At 57.6% G+C, this 16,386-nt stretch carries 10 protein-coding genes; 9 read left to right on the top strand and 1 reads right to left on the bottom strand.

Going from position 1 to position 16,386, the window contains the following annotated elements:
• The first annotated feature begins 169 nt into the window (after window positions 1-169).
• The 9 genes from C1J05_RS12220 to C1J05_RS12270 all read left to right on the top strand — a co-directional run bounded on the left by C1J05_RS12220 (window position 170) and on the right by C1J05_RS12270 (window position 13,392).
• Window positions 170-1,321: an alpha/beta hydrolase gene (locus tag C1J05_RS12220; protein WP_114870488.1), complete on the top strand. Its 1,152-nt coding sequence runs from the start codon at window positions 170-172 to the stop codon at window positions 1,319-1,321.
• A gap of 590 nt (window positions 1,322-1,911) precedes the next feature.
• Window positions 1,912-2,553, top strand: coding sequence for a DUF4386 domain-containing protein (locus C1J05_RS12230; protein WP_114870490.1), 642 nt, complete (start codon window positions 1,912-1,914; stop codon window positions 2,551-2,553).
• Between the two features lie 81 nt (window positions 2,554-2,634).
• Window positions 2,635-3,693: an IS110 family transposase gene (locus tag C1J05_RS12235; RefSeq protein WP_114870491.1), complete on the top strand. Its 1,059-nt coding sequence runs from the start codon at window positions 2,635-2,637 to the stop codon at window positions 3,691-3,693.
• 435 nt (window positions 3,694-4,128) lie between these two features.
• Window positions 4,129-5,295, top strand: a complete 1,167-nt coding sequence (iadA, locus tag C1J05_RS12240; RefSeq protein ID WP_114870492.1) for a beta-aspartyl-peptidase — start codon at window positions 4,129-4,131, stop codon at window positions 5,293-5,295.
• Between the two features lie 55 nt (window positions 5,296-5,350).
• Window positions 5,351-6,238 carry a cyanophycinase gene (locus C1J05_RS12245; RefSeq protein ID WP_114870493.1) on the top strand — a complete coding sequence of 296 codons (888 nt, stop codon included), beginning with the start codon at window positions 5,351-5,353 and terminating at the stop codon, window positions 6,236-6,238.
• A 22-nt stretch (window positions 6,239-6,260) separates the two neighbouring features.
• On the top strand, window positions 6,261-9,056 hold the full coding sequence (gene cphA, locus C1J05_RS12250) for a cyanophycin synthetase (RefSeq protein WP_114870494.1): 2,796 nt from the start codon (window positions 6,261-6,263) through the stop codon (window positions 9,054-9,056).
• Between the two features lie 14 nt (window positions 9,057-9,070).
• Complete coding sequence (locus C1J05_RS12255) at window positions 9,071-10,807, top strand: Mur ligase family protein (protein ID WP_114870495.1); 1,737 nt, start codon at window positions 9,071-9,073, stop codon at window positions 10,805-10,807.
• A gap of 410 nt (window positions 10,808-11,217) precedes the next feature.
• The gene (locus C1J05_RS12265) at window positions 11,218-12,909 is read left to right on the top strand and encodes a thiamine pyrophosphate-binding protein (RefSeq protein ID WP_114870497.1); all 1,692 of its coding nucleotides are present in this window, start codon (window positions 11,218-11,220) and stop codon (window positions 12,907-12,909) included.
• A 69-nt stretch (window positions 12,910-12,978) separates the two neighbouring features.
• The gene (locus C1J05_RS12270) at window positions 12,979-13,392 is read left to right on the top strand and encodes a VOC family protein (protein ID WP_114872293.1); all 414 of its coding nucleotides are present in this window, start codon (window positions 12,979-12,981) and stop codon (window positions 13,390-13,392) included.
• Here C1J05_RS12270 and C1J05_RS12275 read toward each other — a convergent pair.
• A complete protein-coding gene (locus C1J05_RS12275; protein WP_114870498.1) occupies window positions 13,389-16,337 on the bottom strand; it encodes an ABC transporter transmembrane domain-containing protein in 2,949 nt (982 codons plus the stop codon). The two genes, C1J05_RS12270 and C1J05_RS12275, sit on opposite strands and share 4 nt — an antisense overlap.
• Window positions 16,338-16,386 lie beyond the last annotated feature (49 nt).

The raw sequence follows: 16,386 nt of genomic DNA on the forward strand, positions 1-16,386 counted from the left end.
AGGTCAAAGGTGCAAAAGACTGCATCTTTGACCCTTTTCTCAAACCAAAACTGATTAAACTGGGAATGCCGCGGCGGTTGCCAACACAGTTTGTGGCAAAGAGAACTGATCGGATGCGTACAGCTCTCATTTCTGAGCTTATCCAGACAAGAAGAACAAAGTAACCGACATGCAATTTCGCACCTCAGGACCAGAGAAATCGTGGTTTGTGTTTGTCATTTCCGTTTTGCTGTTTTCAGCCTTACTCTCGGGGTGCTCATCCCGCGCGCAAGTCGTGCCTACGCCGGTTCCTGAAAACTTGGGATTAGACATACCGGTTTTGATTGGAACGACCCGTGCCCGCGATTCTGATGGACTGTGGTCACCAACGAAACGCGACATTCTCAACTTCGCTCGTATTGACGTATCTGTGCCGCCCGTGCGTCGGCCGGGGCAAATAAAACTACCTGGCAAAACCACGGCCCCGTCCACTGATTTCTTGACCCGGCAGGTTGTTTATTTCGACGGGAAGCCCTCATTTAGAAGTGCGATAAGGCAACGATTACGAGAGCCTGGGCAGGCCGGACGCGAGGTAATCGTGACCGTTCACGGTTTCAACAATACCATGGGCGACGGTGTCTATCGCACCGCTCAGATGATGCGCGACCTCAGCATAACAGGCGTGGTCGTTCATTATTCGTGGCCGTCCATTGGCGATCCTCTTGGCTATGCGGCTGATCGTGACAGCGTATTGATTGCTCGGGACGGTCTCGAACAACTTTTCGTAGAATTGAGGAAGGCGGGCGCGCAACGCATTGTAGTTGTCGCCCATTCGATGGGGTCACAGCTAACAATGGAGACGCTGCGGCAGATGGCAATACGCGGGAACGACGATGTTCTGTCGCACATAAATGGAGTTGTGTTGATGTCGCCTGATCTGGACGTCGCTCTGTTTAGAAGTCAAGCTGAAGCAATCGGCAAACTGCCACAGCCTTTCATTATTTTTGTATCCAAGCGAGACCCGGTTCTTGCACTTTCAGCGCGCCTTACAGGCCAACCAAACCGATTGGGGAATACTCAACAAATCGAAGATGTTGCTGGCCTGGAAGTCACCATTATTGACTTGAGCGACGCAAGCGACGCTGAGTCAGCTCATAGCGCTGCCCTGAGTTCGCCTTCAGTACTGAAGGTCCTGGAACAGGCGACCACCTCTGTTCGTAGAGCGCTTCAGACCGATCCTACCGGCCGCACTGGAATTTTTCCGGGGTCAGTTCTGGTCGCTCAGGAAGCGACAGCTGTGATACTGGCGCCGGTGAGTGTGATCGGGAGATCAATAAATTAGGGCGCCCATTCGCCTGAATTCGCGCAGTTGATTTTCTATCACTGGTGGATGCTTTATATCGTCGGTTCTGAAGTTCTTTTTTGCCAATCGGTATATGCTTGACCACTTTTGGGTTCTCGTTGGCCGTTAAGCGGACAATGCACTTGGGAGCAAAACGAACGAATGCTTTTGTGAACGACGTTCCTTCCGACAATATCCCGCTTCTTACGAGCCATAACTTCAACAACAACTCCAGTCTGCGCCCTTTGAAAAGCTCAAACACCCAGCTTCCGAGCGGCGCGAGTTACCCGGATGATCAGGGGCTGGAAAGGACGCAACAGCCGCTGACACCGAACCGACCTGTCGGGTTGGGCGCGTTAGCCACGAACGGGGCGAAGCTGCCGTAACCTCGATCGCGATGCATGGTGGCCAAAAAGTAACCAACGATTGATCGCGTAAAAGTGCACAGGCCATTTCGATGCACACAAACCAACAAGATATGTACCGGACAATAACGCCTGCAAGAAGACATCTATGACTTGCAAGAACCTGGAATAATGAGCGAAGAAACGTGCCATATTGGGCTTTCGAACCAGTGAAAGGGTGCTGACATGAAACTGTCTCATGCTGATCCCAGCCTCGTACGTCTTGCCGGCGCGCTTTATTTGGCCATCATTCTATGTGGCCTTTCCGCCGAATTACTTTTGCGCGGCCCCTTGCTTCAGGGCACGCCAGATCAAATCGCGCAAGCGCTTAGCGCTAATATTGGACAGCTTCGTCTGAGCCTCATTGCCGATACGGTGATGTTGCTGGCGGATATTGCGCTTGCCCTGATTTTTTTCGGTCTTCTGCGACATATCTCCCAACCTTTGGCGCTTGCCGCAATGGTGTTACGCTTGGGGCAAGCCGTGCTCATTGGCGCCAGCCTGATGGCCCTTGCAAGTGTACCGTCTTTGCTTTTGGACGCGCCGCGCATCGCGGTGCACATGACCGAATTGCACGCAATTGGCTATGACATCGGGTTGATACTTTTTGCGGTCAACAGTGGGATCATGTCTGTCATGCTTTGGCGCTCGCAGGTGCCGAAAATGATCGCTGCGGGCATCGCGGCTTCGGGCGTCGTATATGCGACAGGAAGCCTGGCACGCCTTATCGCGCCCGACTGGGTCGTAAACATCGAACCTGCTTACTTGATCCCGATGATCGCTGAGAGCGCCCTATGTCTCTGGTTGCTCATCCGAGCACGGGTTTGAGTCACGGTCTGTTAATGGGATGTACCGGCTGCTTCACCCAGCAGGTTAGGCTTGGCCTATACTGCAAAAAGGAGAAGTAGCATGGCGAAGAATGATTTTGATGAGCTGATGTCAGTTGGCGTTGATATCGGCAAAGACGTATTTCACTTGGTTGGCTTTGACAAAGAAGGTCGGCTTGTTTTGCGCAAGAAGATCAAACGCATGGCGTTGGTTGCGACGTTTGAGGAGCTGCCGCAATGTATTGTCGGGATGGAAGCTTGCCTGAGCGCGCACTTTGTCAGCCGAACGCTGAGCAAGATGGGGTTCGAGCCCCGGATCATTCCCGCGGTTTATGTGAAGCCTTTCAACAAGGGCCAGAAGAACGACTACAATGACGCTGAAGCTATTGCAGAAGCCGCTTTGCGTCCCAATCTCAAGACGGTATCGGAGAAGACGCAGGAGCAGCTTGATCTCCAGGCGCTGCATCGCGTTCGGTCACGGCTTGTGTCACGTCGGACAGCAGCAATGAATCAGATCCGGGCCTTTCTGATCGAACAGGGGATCACTGTCCGACGTAGTGTCGCGGCTCTGCGCGCCTCGCTCGAAGCCATTCTTAGCAATCGCGGCGACGAGATGTCCTTGCGGATGCGGAGATTGATCCTGGGGCTCCAACAGGATTGGATATGGCTGGATAAACGGATCGATATGACCACATCTGAAATCAAAGAGGTCAGCGAGACCGAGGAAAGCTGCCAACGTCTGATGACCATTCCGGGCATCGGGCCAATCATCTCAACGGCTGTGGTTGCAGCTGTCGGGACCGGCGAGGCTTATGATCGGGGGCGAGATTTTGCGGCTTGGCTGGGGCTCGTTCCGCGACAACACAGGACCGGCGGGCGCACCATCCTGGGTCGTATCACAAAACGAGGCAGCCGGTATCTCCGCATGCTGTTTGTGCAGGCCGCGCAGGTCATCATGATGCGACCGAAGAACTGGCATAAGTTTAGTTTTGGCGCATGGTTGGAAGCCGCCGCGACGCGCATGCAGCACAACAAGCTCGGCGTGGCGCTTGCCAATAAGCTAGCGCGGATCGCATGGAGTGTTCTTAACTCAGGCAAGGACTTCGATTGGATGGAAAAAGAATTGGCGACTGCGATCTGATCACAGCCGCAAACGACGTTCGTAAACCTCAAATGCATGGAACGGAATAAAAACGCACTCAAAGTCTGAGAGCCCGAATGGTCATAATCGACCTGTCCGCTAATGAGACAAAGGCGCGTGCGTACTCCCAACAGGGCCACGGCAAGCAACACAAGCCGATCCAAAGGCCGGATACATATCAGCGACTTCCAGAAGACATGCAATTGAACACTTGCGAACAGCAGCCGGTACATACATTCGGGCTCAAAGCACCCCTTAGCTGCGCCTTCAAAAGAAAGCTGCTCTGCGGAACAAACCTTCCAGCCGCTTGCTATTTCTAAGTGTCCGCTGCTGGCTACAGACCCACATCTGTGCTTTCTGCGAAATTGGGGATGGTTCTTTTGCTGCCTTTTGGTGCAAGAAAGGGTGTCTTCGCTCGTGATACGGATATGAAACGTGTTGAAACTCATCAAGAATGCGCGCCTCTACTCACCCGAGCCAGTTGGTTTGGGCCATATTCTTACCGCGGGTGAACGCATCATATACATCGGTAGCACGCAACCCGAATTGCCGGATCAGCTTCACGCCGAGATCTTGGATGTCGAAGGTGCAGCGGTTGTTCCGGGTTTGATTGATGGACATGCGCATATCACCGGCGGTGGCGGCGAAACCGGGCCAGCCAGCCGGGTGCCGCCGATGTTCCTGTCCTCCTTTACCCGCGCCGGTGTCACCTCGGTCGTTGGGGTATTGGGCACGGACGATCTGACGCGCAACACGCAGACGCTGGTTCAGCAGGCCTATGGGCTGCGCGAAGAGGGACTTTCGGCCTGGTGTCATACCGGTGGCTATCACGTCCCTCTGACCACCCTCACCGGTTCAGCCCGTGGCGATATCGTGTTCCTTGATCCCGTTATCGGTGTCGGCGAACTGGCGATCAGCGATCATCGGTCAAGCCAACCAACACTGGACGAGTTTCTGCGGATCGCAAGCGAGGCGCATGTCGCGGGCCTGATGACCGGCAAGGCGGGGATTGTGCATTGCCATATGGGAGACGGCGAGCGGGGTCTGTCGATGTTGGAACAGGCAATCGCGACCTGCGAAATCCCCGCGCGCGTCTTCAACCCGACCCACGTCAATCGCAACAAACCACTCTTTGAACAGGCCGTCGCGCTGGCGCGACACGGATGTTACATCGACGCGACAGCATTCCCTTGCGGGCATATCGATCCGGGTATATCGGCCGCCGATGCCTACATCCAATTCCGCGATCTGGGCGGTCGCGCGGACCGGTTCACCATCAGTTCTGACGGCGGTGGCTGCCTGCCGGCCTTTGACCGTGAAGGAAATCTGACACGGTTTGGGGTGGGATTGTCGGACACTTTGCCCGAAACGCTGCGCGAGCTTATCGACAAGGGAATACCCCTGCCCGAAGCGCTGGCTCCGTTGACGTCAAATGTCGCCGATCTGCTCAAGCTGCGCCGAAAAGGTCGTTTGAACGTAGGGATGGATGCCGATCTGGTGGTTCTTGACGAAAACACGACTGTGCGGCATGTGATGGCCCGGGGGGAATGGCATGTCCGCGATGGCCAGATGGCCCGGCGTGGCATGTATGAAAAGGTTTGAGCGTCCGCGCGGCCCCCGGTGGCTGCCCGTTCTAGCACCGGAAGGTAGTTAAGATATGTGCCCTGCACCCATTGATGCAGAGACCCCGCGCGGGTTCATCATTCCAATCGGCGGTGGTGAAGACCGCGTCAAGGAAATGCAGATTCACCGCAAATTCGTGGAACTGTCCGGCGGTGCGGATGCCGATATCATCGTGGTTCCGACAGCCTCGATGCTGGAAGAAACCGGACCGGATTATAACCGCATTTTCTCTGAACTCGGGGCCGGTCAGGTCGAGTTTTTGCCCATCTCGCGCCGCGCCGATTGCGACAATCCGGAATATGCCGAGATGCTGGACCGCGCCACCGGGATATTTATGACCGGCGGCAACCAGCTTCGGTTGTCGGCGATTCTGGGTGGCACACTTGTCGCTCAGAAAATCCGGCGGCGGAACGCGGCGGGTGTACCAGTTGCGGGAACCTCGGCCGGGGCTTCGGTCATGTCCGAACACATGGTTGCAGGCGGGAGCAGCAATTCCGCGCCAGCCGAAGGCAATATCACTCTGGCACCGGGTATGGGGCTGACCAATGCGGTCATCATTGACCAGCATTTCACCCAGCGTAACCGCATGGGGCGCCTGTTAACCGCCTCATCTTTCAACCCTTTTCTGATAGGGTTGGGCGTTGATGAAGACACGGCGGCATTCATTGGGCCTGATAACGTCCTTGAGGTTGTCGGCAGTGGAGCTGTCACTGTGGTGGATGCCAGCCATCTGACGCATTCGTCGATGTGGGACGCCCGCCGCGGCGAGGCGCTGAGCCTTCTGGGACTTCGGCTTGACGTTCTGGGCGAAGGGTGCCGTTATGATCTTACCGCTCGCCAGGCTTTTCCGCCGGATGAGCATATGGCCTTCTGCACATTGCCTGAACTGTCCGGGGATGAAGTCGCCAGCGATGGGAAATAAAAGCTAACCAACGGGGAACTTCATGAAAATCATCTCGACCAATGTCTTTGTCGGCCCGAATGTTTGGGCAAGTTTTCCGGTCATTCGCCATGTTATCGACTTGGGTATTCTTGAAGAATGGCCTTCGGGGAAAATTGGTTCCGAGTATGTTGACGCGTTGATCGAGGCACTTCCCGGTCTGGCAGAACACGGCTGTTCCTATCGCGAACCCGGCGGGTTCATCCGCCGCTTGCGCGAAGATGAAGGCACCTGGCTGGGTCATGTGCTGGAACATTGTGCCATCGAAGTGCAGAACGTGGCCGGTTCAGATGTAACCTTTGGCCGAACCCGCGGCACTGGCGAACCTGGTCAGTACAACATGGTTTTTGAATACCGCCAGCGCGATGTCGGCCTGGATGCGGGCAAGCTGGCGATGGGTCTGTTGATGCATCTGTTGCCACCATCCCTCAAGGAGCAGGTGGATTACGACTTTGATCCGGATTTCAACTGGGATGACGAATTGCGCAGCTTTGTGCTGCGGGCTCAGCGCAAGGAATTTGGCCCCTCAACCAGTTCACTGGTCAAGGCGGCACAAGAGCGGGACATCCCCTGGATCAGGCTGAACTCAGGCTCGCTGGTGCAGTTCGGGCATGGGAAATACCAGAAACGCATTCAGGCAACCATCACCTCCGAGACCAAGCATATCTCGGTCGAGATTTCCTGCGACAAGGAAGATACCCACAATCTGCTAAACGATCTGGGCCTGCCGGTGCCGCAGCAGCGCATAGTTTATTCGCCGCGCGAGGCGGCAAAAGCGGCGGGACGTATCGGTTTTCCCGTCGTCGTCAAACCACTCGACGCCAATCATGGGCGCGGTGTTTCGATCAATCTGAACTCGGAATCCGAGGTTGAGGCGGGCTTTACCGAGGCCAAGGAACATTCTCGCAGCAGGGCCATTCTGGTTGAAAGCTTCGTCACCGGTTTCGATCATCGAATGCTGGTTGTGAACAACAAGCTGGTTGCAGTGGCTAAACGCGTCCCCGGACATGTCGTTGGCGACGGCACGCACACGATTGCCGAACTGGTCGACGTCGTGAACCAGGACCCGCGTCGCGGCATCGGGCACGAAAAAGTGCTGACCATGCTTGAACTCGACAATCAGGCCAAACGCCTGATGGAAATTGCGGGCGTGAACGAAGAAACCGTTTTGCCGGATGGCGAGGTTTTCTATCTCCGGTCGACGGCAAATCTGTCAACGGGAGGCACAGCCATTGACCTGACGGATGTGGTGCATCCCGACAACCGCGACATGGCTCAACGCGCCATCATGGCGGTTGGGCTGGATGTGGGCGGCGTGGATTTCCTGATCGACGACATAACCAAATCCTACAAGGAAATCGGTGGCGCCATCGTCGAAGTGAACGCAGCCCCCGGCTTTCGGATGCATGTGGCGCCGTCCGAAGGTCAGCCGCGCGACGTGGCCGGTAAAGTGATTGACATGCTTTTCCCTGCCACTCAGGAAACCCGCATCCCGATTGCGGCGATCACGGGCACCAACGGCAAGACTACGACAGCCCGAATGCTGGCGCATATCATGAAAACCAGCGGCCAGACCGTTGGTATGACCTCGACCGACGGCGTCTATGTGGACGGCAAACTGAGCGTCAAGGGCGACATGACGGGGCCCAAATCCGCGCAGATCGTGCTGCGCGATCCGGCGGTCGATTTTGCCGTAATGGAAACCGCACGCGGCGGGCTTGTGCGATCAGGTCTGGGTTATCAGCGCTCGAACGTGGCGGCGTGTCTGAATGTCTCGGCAGATCATCTGGGTCTAGGGGGCATAAACACGGTCGAGGAACTGGCCGTGGTCAAGCGCGTGGTGGTTGAAAGCGCAACGGATACGGCGGTGCTGAATGCCGATGACATCAATTGCCTGAAAATGGCCGACTACGCCGGGGCGAACCAGATATTCTATGTCACCACCAATCCGGGGCACAGTCTGGTCAAGGAACATATCAAGGCAGGCGGCAAGGCCATTGTGCTGGAAAAGGGCATGAATGGTGACATGCTGACCATCTATGACAACGGTCTTCACATCCCGGTTCTGTGGTCGCATCTGATCCCGGCGACCTTGGAAGGCAAAGCGATTTTCAACGTCCAGAATGCGATGTTCGCCGCCGCGATGGCCTATAGTTTCGAAGTGGATCTTGACAATATCCGCCACGGGCTGCGCACCTTCGACACCAGCTATTTCCAGGCACCCGGACGGATGAATGTCTATGACGAACATCCTTTCAAGGTGATCCTTGACTATGGCCACAACCCTGCCGCCCTGAAGGCGATGGCAGCGCTGGCCGATCAGTTGGAAATCAAGGGCCGCAGGCTGTGCGTTGTTGCGATGCCCGGCGACCGGCGCGATCAAGACATTGTCGATGGGGCCGCCGCGTTGGCCGGACATTTCGATCATTTCGTTTGCAAGGCAGATGACCGACGCCGCGGTCGCGGGCTTGATGAGGTACCGCAGATGATGCGTCAGGCCTTGATCGACAACGGTGTGGATGCTGCGGCCATAACGATCATCCCCGATGAAGTCAAAGCAGTGAATGCCGCGTTGGAACAGGCTGCGCAGGGCGATCTGCTGGTGATCTTTGGTGACGACACAACGCGCTGCTGGAAACAGATCATCTATTTCAATTCTGATGGTGAAGCACCCGAGGCCGCGCCGGTGGCAAGCCCCGCCGAAACCTCGTTCGAGGACATGTTCGAAAGCGACCAGAACCTGATCCGGGATGAGCGTGGCGTGCGTCTGGCCCGTGAAGTCAGCGAAGACGCAGATTGAGCGGAGGCCCCGGAATGGACCGGATCAAAGAGCTTGAGACCGCGCTGACCATTGAAAGCGCGACCTCTGACCATATTCAGGTGGATGATGCGCGGCGTCTGACCGGGCCGGGCCTGCTTTGGAACCGCCCCGGCGCAGTGGTGGACGTTTTTCTTACCGATATCGATGCCACCCGGGTCACCGCCCTGTGGGAGAAACATGCACGTCGGGTACTGGACGCGCTTGGCTGGCAGGAACAGCACCTGACCCACCGCATCTTTACGGGTGGGGTTAATCTTGCGATCTCGGCGCCCATGGATCAGCTCTATTCCGCGATCTTCGCGGCGCAAACCGCCTGGCATTTCTGTGCCGCTGAACTGTTGGCATCCGAGCCCGGAGATTTCGATCAGATGATTTCGGACGTCCAAGGCGTTATGGAAACCGAAGCCAATCCCGCGCTGATTGCCTTGATCGCGGCAGCACAGGCGCATGGTGTGGATATCCTCTGCGATGATGACGAAGTGTCAATCGGGCATGGCAAAGGCAGTCAGACCTGGCCGGTCGATGCGCTGCCCGCCGCCGACAAGGTGGACTGGCCTGCTTTGCACAATATCCCGATCGCGTTCATCACCGGAACCAACGGCAAAACCACGACAACCCGGTTGCTTGAGGCGATCGCGCGCGCTTCGGGCAGGGTCGCCGGGCTGACATCAACCGAATTTGTGCGCGTGGGTGACGATATTCTGGACCGTGGCGATTACTCGGGCCCCGGTGGCGGGCGGATGTTGCTGCGCGACAAGCGGCTGGAGATTGCCTGTCTTGAAGTCGCACGCGGCGGCATCCTGCGTCGGGGTCTGCCGACCCGCGCGGCCACAGCAGCGGCGGTCACCAATGTGGCGAACGATCATCTGGGGCAATACGGGGTCAACACTGTACCGGAACTGGCTCAGGCCAAATTCGCCGTACATCGCACGCTGGCCGAGGGTGGCGTGCTGGCCCTGAATGCCGATGACGGTTATGTACGCGCCGAGGCGGCGAATACATCGGCGAATTTCTGGTGGTTTTCGCTGGATGCGCAGAACGATCTGATCCGTCAGGCGCGTGATGCCGGCACCTGCTGCGCCTATGTGCGGCGAGGCGATATCGTCTTTTTCGACGGCACGGCGGAACAGGTGGTGATCGCCGTTTCCGATGTTCCCCTGACCATGGGCGGCGCTGCTAAATACAATATCCTGAATGCGCTGGCGGCCTTGTGCCTTGCCCTGGCACTGGGCCTGCCCGTTCAGGCGGCTCGGGATGGTTTGGCCGGGTTCAAGCCCGACGCCAAGGATAACCCGGGTCGTTGCAACGAGTTTTTGTACAATGGAGCACGGGTCTTTGTGGATTTTGCACATAACCCCCATTCGATTTCGGCCGTTTGCGATGCGCTGTCGAGCCTTCCGGCAAAACGGCGTTTCATAATGCTCAGCCATGCGGGGGACAGATCGGATCAGGATATCCGAGATGTAACTGCGACAGCGCTGAAATTCCAACCCGACGTTGTCGTCGCAACCGAACTTGAAGGGTATTTAAGAGGTCGCGAACTGGGAGAAGTCTCTGATCTGATTGAAAGGACAGCGTTGGAACTCGGGTATGAAGCAGAACACATACTCAGAGCAGCGTCGCCCACACAAGCCGCTTCAATGATACTAGAAAAGCTGGAGACGGGTGATGTCGCCTTGCTGCTGGTGCTGTCCGAACGTGATGCCGTTCTTTCGATGCTCGACAGGTAAAAACACGCAAGGCGCCAAAGCGGCCATTTGATCGCAGCATGGCAATTGGTAGTTTGGGTTCACAACGGTTGTTCGCTTCACATTCGATGAACGATCGCTGAGCGGTGTGGTTTCAACTGGTCGCTGCAACACATGCGTCAAACTTCTCAGCAGGCGTTTGGTATCGGTTTACAAAAGCGGCGTGACCAAGTTGCTTGGGCCTGCGCCCGGACAAACGTAATCGCCAGCCTAAACCGGATACAACCTGAAAGTGAGCAGGTTTTAGAATCCATCTTGCGGTCAAAATTCGCGAACCTGCTTGATTTTGGAGATTGGATTGATCCCCCCACCACCAACGTCCTTGATGCTGGGCCTTCATGCGGTAAGGTCTGCGCAGGGGCGCAACTGCGGGACATTCGGCAGGTGACAGGATGAAAAACACCATGAACGGGGCCGAGGCGATGGTCCGGATGCTGGAGGCGCATGGGGTGCGTCACATCTTTGGCCTGTGCGGGGATACCACCCTGCCGTTTTACGATGCGATGCGCCAGCTTGATCACGGGATCACCCATATCCTGACCCGCGACGAGCGCTGCGCGGCCTATATGGCCGATGGCTATGCGCGGGTCACCGGGCGGGTTGGCGTCTGCGAAGGCCCGTCGGGCGGTGGCGCGACCTATATCCTGCCCGGATTGATCGAAGCCAACGAAAGCTCTTATGCCGTGCTGGGGATCACCACGGATATTTCGGTCGGCTCTTACGGGAAATACCCGCTGACCGAGGTCGATCAGGAGGCGCTGATGCGGCCCCTGACCAAATGGAACACGGTGATCAAGCGGGCCGATCATATCCCCCGTATGGTGCGCAGCGCCTTTCGCGCGATGACAACCGGGCGGCCCGGTGCGGCGCATCTGGGCCTGCCCTATGACATTCAGTACGACCCGGTCGAGGTTGGCGATATCTGGGCCGATCCCAGACTGGCGCTTTACCCGGCCTATCCCCAGGCCCCCGAACCCGGCGCCGCCGAGGCGGCGGTTGATGCGATCCTGTCGGCGCGCAATCCGCTGATCGTGTGCGGTGGCGGCGTGGTGATCGCAGGGGCGATGGACGCGCTTGACCGGCTGGCAACCCGGCTGGACATTCCGGTCGCCACATCGATTTCCGGCCAGGGATCGCTGGCGGAAACGCACCCCAATTGCGTCGGCGTTGTCGGATCGAATGGCGGCACCGATGACACATGGGAGATGATGCAGGCCGCCGATCTGGTCGTCTTCATGGGCGCGCGGGCCGGATCCACCACCACATCCCGCTGGGAGGCGCCGGATGCCGACACACGGATCGTGCATTTCGATGTCGATCCGATGGTGATCGGCGCGAATTACCGCACCGAAGTGGGCGTTGTGGGCGACCTGCGCCTTGCGCTGGATCAGGTCAACACAGTGCTGGACCAACGCGATCAGGGCAGCGAAACCTTTGGCGGGGCCGCAGCGGTGGCAGCGATGAAACGCCGCAAGTTCGAAACCTTCCGCACATTGGCCCAAAGCAGCGAAAGCCCGATCCGGCCGGAACGGGTGATCGACACGCTGATGCAGGCGCTGCCCGAAGACGCGACGATCGTGTCCGATCCCGGCACCAGCTGTCCGTATTTTTCCGCCTATTACCAACTGCCCAAACCGGGGCGCCATTTCATTACCAACCGCGCCCACGGGGCCCTGGGCTATGCGCTGTCTGCCGCACTTGGGGTGTGGTTCGGGCGGCCCGAACGCAAGGTTGTTGCGATGATGGGCGACGGATCGTTCGGCTTTACCTGCGGCGAACTGGAAACCGTCTGCCGCGTCGGCGCGCCGATCACCTATATCGTGTTTTCCAACGCCACATTCGGATGGATCAAGGCCAGCCAGTATGCGGACAAGGACAAGCGCTATTACAACGTGGATTTCAACCGCACCGATCAGGCGGCGGTGGCCGCAGCCTACGGTGTGACATCATGGCGGGTGGAAAACCCCGACGACCTTCACAGCGTTCTGAAACAGGCGATCGCCCATGACGGCCCGACGCTGGTGGATGTTGTCTGTCAGGCGCTGGAAGAGTCCAACGCGCCGGTGCGCCGCTGGATGGGCTGACCCCTTTTGCCCGCACGGCCCGCGCGCTAACCTTGGCCCGAAATGCAACCTGAACCAAAGAGCATGCCCATGAAACTGACCCTGCATCACATCAACCTTGCCACTGAAAACGTCGAAGGCATGAACCGGTTTTACCGCGATGTACTGGGGCTTAGCGCACCGGACAGTGGATTGCCGACGCTGGAAAAGAAAAAGGGATATGCCGGTGATGTCGCCTTTGTCACCGATGGTGCGATCCAGACCCATCTGGCGCAGCGCGATGTTCTGGCAGGGTTTCGCACCGGTCATGCCGTAAACCCCGTGTCGCACGGGCATATCGCCTATCGCACCGATGATATCGACGCGTTCAAGGCGCATCTGACAGAAAAGGGCATTCCGTTTTCGGATTGGGGCAATACCGCCGTTGCCGGATGGTCGCAGATTTTCTTTTATGATCCCGACGGCAACGTGATCGAGGTTCATCAGGTGGATGATCCGGCCTAGACGTAGCTGGCCACCACCTGCAACAGTTTGAACGATGTCGCCGCGTCGTTTTCGACAACGGCCAGAAATTCCTCGGCGCCGATGCGCAGGCATTTCAGGTCGGTTTCGGCCTTCATGTCCAGTGCCCGTGGCACGTTCCGGATCAGCCCCAGTTCCCCCACAAGACGGCCCGGCCCGACCTTGGAGATCAGTTGATCCTCGGCCTTGTCCTTGGGCAGGTACAGACCGGCCTCGCCCTCAAGGATCATATAGGCGCCATCGGTGGGATCATCATCCTTTCGGAACACATATTCACCCGCCAACGCCTCGTACCAGCGCGCCCCGAAGGCCAGCAGGCGCAGTTCGCGTCGGTTCAGCCCGGAAAACAGTTCGGTCTGTTGCAGCGCCCGCACCTTGCGGGTCAGATCGGCGCTTGCGGCGCTGTCGGTGACGTCTTCGGCGCGGGCCGTGTCACTGACGATGCGGCCCTGCCGCAATTCAAAGAACACATCGAAGATGTCATCGTTCTGAAATTCAGCATTGAGATAGATCAGCGTTGTGTCCGGCAAGAGGCTGCGCAGGTTCTTGTAGACGGCCACCTGGGTTTCAAGATCGTAACTGGCCAGCGCGTTATCCAGAACAAGAATATCCGGCCGCTTGATCGTGGCACGGCTGAAAGCAAGCGGTTCCGCGTAAAGTGCGGGAAGGTTGGCGCCGCCCAGCGAAATCGGCAAATCGAAAATCAGTTCGATAACCAGCTGTTTTGCCCCGGCCTTGGCGATCGTGTCGCTGACAACGGTGCGCACATCGTCGGCACGCCCGCCTGATGCATCCGAAATCTTGCCGAACAGTGCGTTTTCCAGAACGCTAAGCCCCGGCGCAAACAGATCGGGGCGCAAGGGCGCATAAAGATGTTCCAGCAGCGTCTGAAAGTCGGCCGCGTGAGAGTGCCGCAAATCAAGCACGCGGGTCTTCATTTCATCAGGAAAGGCCGCGCCGATCTGTTCGGCGGAAATCCGGAACGGAATGATCAGCAACAGCGCCATTTCGGTATCGCTGAACCGGGCCGTTTCATCGGCGCGCGCCTTGTTCACCAGCCCGACAGCCGACTCGAACGTATCAGGGTCCAGCCCCAGCTTGCGAAACAGCGGATGATCTGTACCGTCAATTCCGAAAATCTGGCGCAAAAGATCGACGATATCCTGCGTCAGATGCACAAGACCCTGTTCCAGATCCAGCTTGCGGATCTGCGCCAGAAATTCGGTCTGGTCCGCCAGCAATTCCCGCGTGATCGGTTGGCGCGGTGACGCAAAGACAAGGTTGTCCACCACGGGAAGCGCCGGGTTGTAAAGGTCCTGATCAAAGAAATAGACGTGGCGATTCAGCCCCGCCTTGACCAGGGCATCATGGATCGCCGGACGCAGCGCAACCAGTTCCTGCGCCAGTTCGGGATGCGCGTCGCCGTCGAACTTCTGGTCCAGCCCGCGCCGGAACAGGGTTGACCCGCTGCCCATCCCATCGACCAGCCGCACCCACCAATCGCGCAGATCGGCCTCGCTCTCAAGTCCGGCAATCGCGGGATTGATCCAGTCGCCGCCCAACAGATCGGCGCTGTTTCCGGCAAGCACTGCCTCGCGCGAACGGGTGTCCTCTGCCGCCGCGGTAGGCCCGAATTTCAAAGGCATCATGACATTATCGCCGAAACTGCCCTGAAACATGACCGGACGGGATGAGGCATGCCCGATCCGCGTGGCGATCACGCCCTGATGCAAACCCGCCAGATCATGGCCTGCGATGACAACACGCCCTGAAGCGGGCATCAGTTCACGGGTCAGCAATTCAGCGAAGGCACGGCGGTCTTCTTCGCTGCTGGCTGCGATGCCGATCACAGCACCGGCGGGTAGAACCGCGTCAAGCTCTTCCAGCACCGGATTGCCGTCTTCATCGCGCACCGTCACATGATCAAGAACAATATCGCCGGTGAGATGGGGCAGGGTTTCGGGTGCGCCTGTCATCAGCTTCTCGTCGATCAGGCCCTGGGGCGCAAACCGTTCGGTTATGATATCCCAGCGCAGCGACATATCCTGCACCTGATTGTAGTAGGTCAGAAGCTCTTTCCATGGCGACGAAAGATCCTTGTAGGCCGCCAGCGCCGCAACCAGAGCGCCCAGTGACACGTTGCCGCGAATGACAAGATAGCCGCCAATGGAAAAGAAAAAGAACGGAGTCAGCTGCCCCAGAAAGTTGTTCACGAATTTCATCATGAACTTCTTGTGGTAGATTTGCAGGCGGATCCGGTAAAGATGGCCCAGCCTGTCCGTCACCATCGCAAGACGATAGCGCCAGCCGCCATTGACACGCAGCGCGCTGGCCCCCATCGCATTCTCGCCAATCTCGGCCGCCAGCGCACGAATTTCGACGATGCGCTTCTTGTTCAGCAGATTGATCTGGCGCTGCATTCTTGGAATGATCCACGCCTGCACCGGGATCAGGGCACATGCCGCAAGGCCGAACCAGACACTTTGCAGGAACAAAAAGCCCAGAATGGTCAGCATCTGCCCCGCCTGCAAGACGGGTTGCGCGACAGCATCGCCCATCAATCCGCCCATCGGTTCGGATTCTGACGTGATCATCGACACCAGTTCGCCCTGACTGGTGCGTTCGAAATAGGGCTGCGGAAAGCGCAGTATCCGCGCGATCAGGCCATAGCGGAACCGGCGCAGCAGCCGTTCTGACAAAACGCCCTTCATCGTGTTGATGCGCATTTTCATCAGCCCATGCACAAGGACCGAGATCAGGAATGCGCCACACAGGATGGCCAGAAAGACCACCTGATCCAGTTCATAGCCGAACACTTCCACCGGGCTTGTGCCCGCGCCGATGGCATCGTTGATAATTCTTTTGGGCAATTCCAGGGTCAGATAAAGCACCGGAAACAGCGCGGCTGTCACGATCAGAAGAATGATCTGATCCCGCTTGGAATGCTTCCAGATAAAAGAGAAAAGCGTTGGTTCT

The organism is Sulfitobacter sp. JL08 (assembly GCF_003352045.1).
Classification (GTDB): Bacteria; Pseudomonadota; Alphaproteobacteria; order Rhodobacterales; family Rhodobacteraceae; genus JL08.

What these genes read in the sequence shown, in the direction of transcription:
- C1J05_RS12220 (WP_114870488.1), top strand. Translation starts at nt 170, where the DNA reads ATGCAATTTCGCACCTCAGGACCAGAGAAATCGTGGTTTGTGTTTGTC.
- C1J05_RS12230 (WP_114870490.1), top strand. Translation starts at nt 1,912, where the DNA reads ATGAAACTGTCTCATGCTGATCCCAGCCTCGTACGTCTTGCCGGCGCG.
- C1J05_RS12235 (WP_114870491.1), top strand. Translation starts at nt 2,635, where the DNA reads ATGGCGAAGAATGATTTTGATGAGCTGATGTCAGTTGGCGTTGATATC.
- C1J05_RS12245 (WP_114870493.1), top strand. Translation starts at nt 5,351, where the DNA reads ATGTGCCCTGCACCCATTGATGCAGAGACCCCGCGCGGGTTCATCATT.
- cphA (WP_114870494.1), top strand. Translation starts at nt 6,261, where the DNA reads ATGAAAATCATCTCGACCAATGTCTTTGTCGGCCCGAATGTTTGGGCA.
- C1J05_RS12255 (WP_114870495.1), top strand. Translation starts at nt 9,071, where the DNA reads ATGGACCGGATCAAAGAGCTTGAGACCGCGCTGACCATTGAAAGCGCG.
- C1J05_RS12265 (WP_114870497.1), top strand. Translation starts at nt 11,218, where the DNA reads ATGAAAAACACCATGAACGGGGCCGAGGCGATGGTCCGGATGCTGGAG.
- C1J05_RS12270 (WP_114872293.1), top strand. Translation starts at nt 12,979, where the DNA reads ATGAAACTGACCCTGCATCACATCAACCTTGCCACTGAAAACGTCGAA.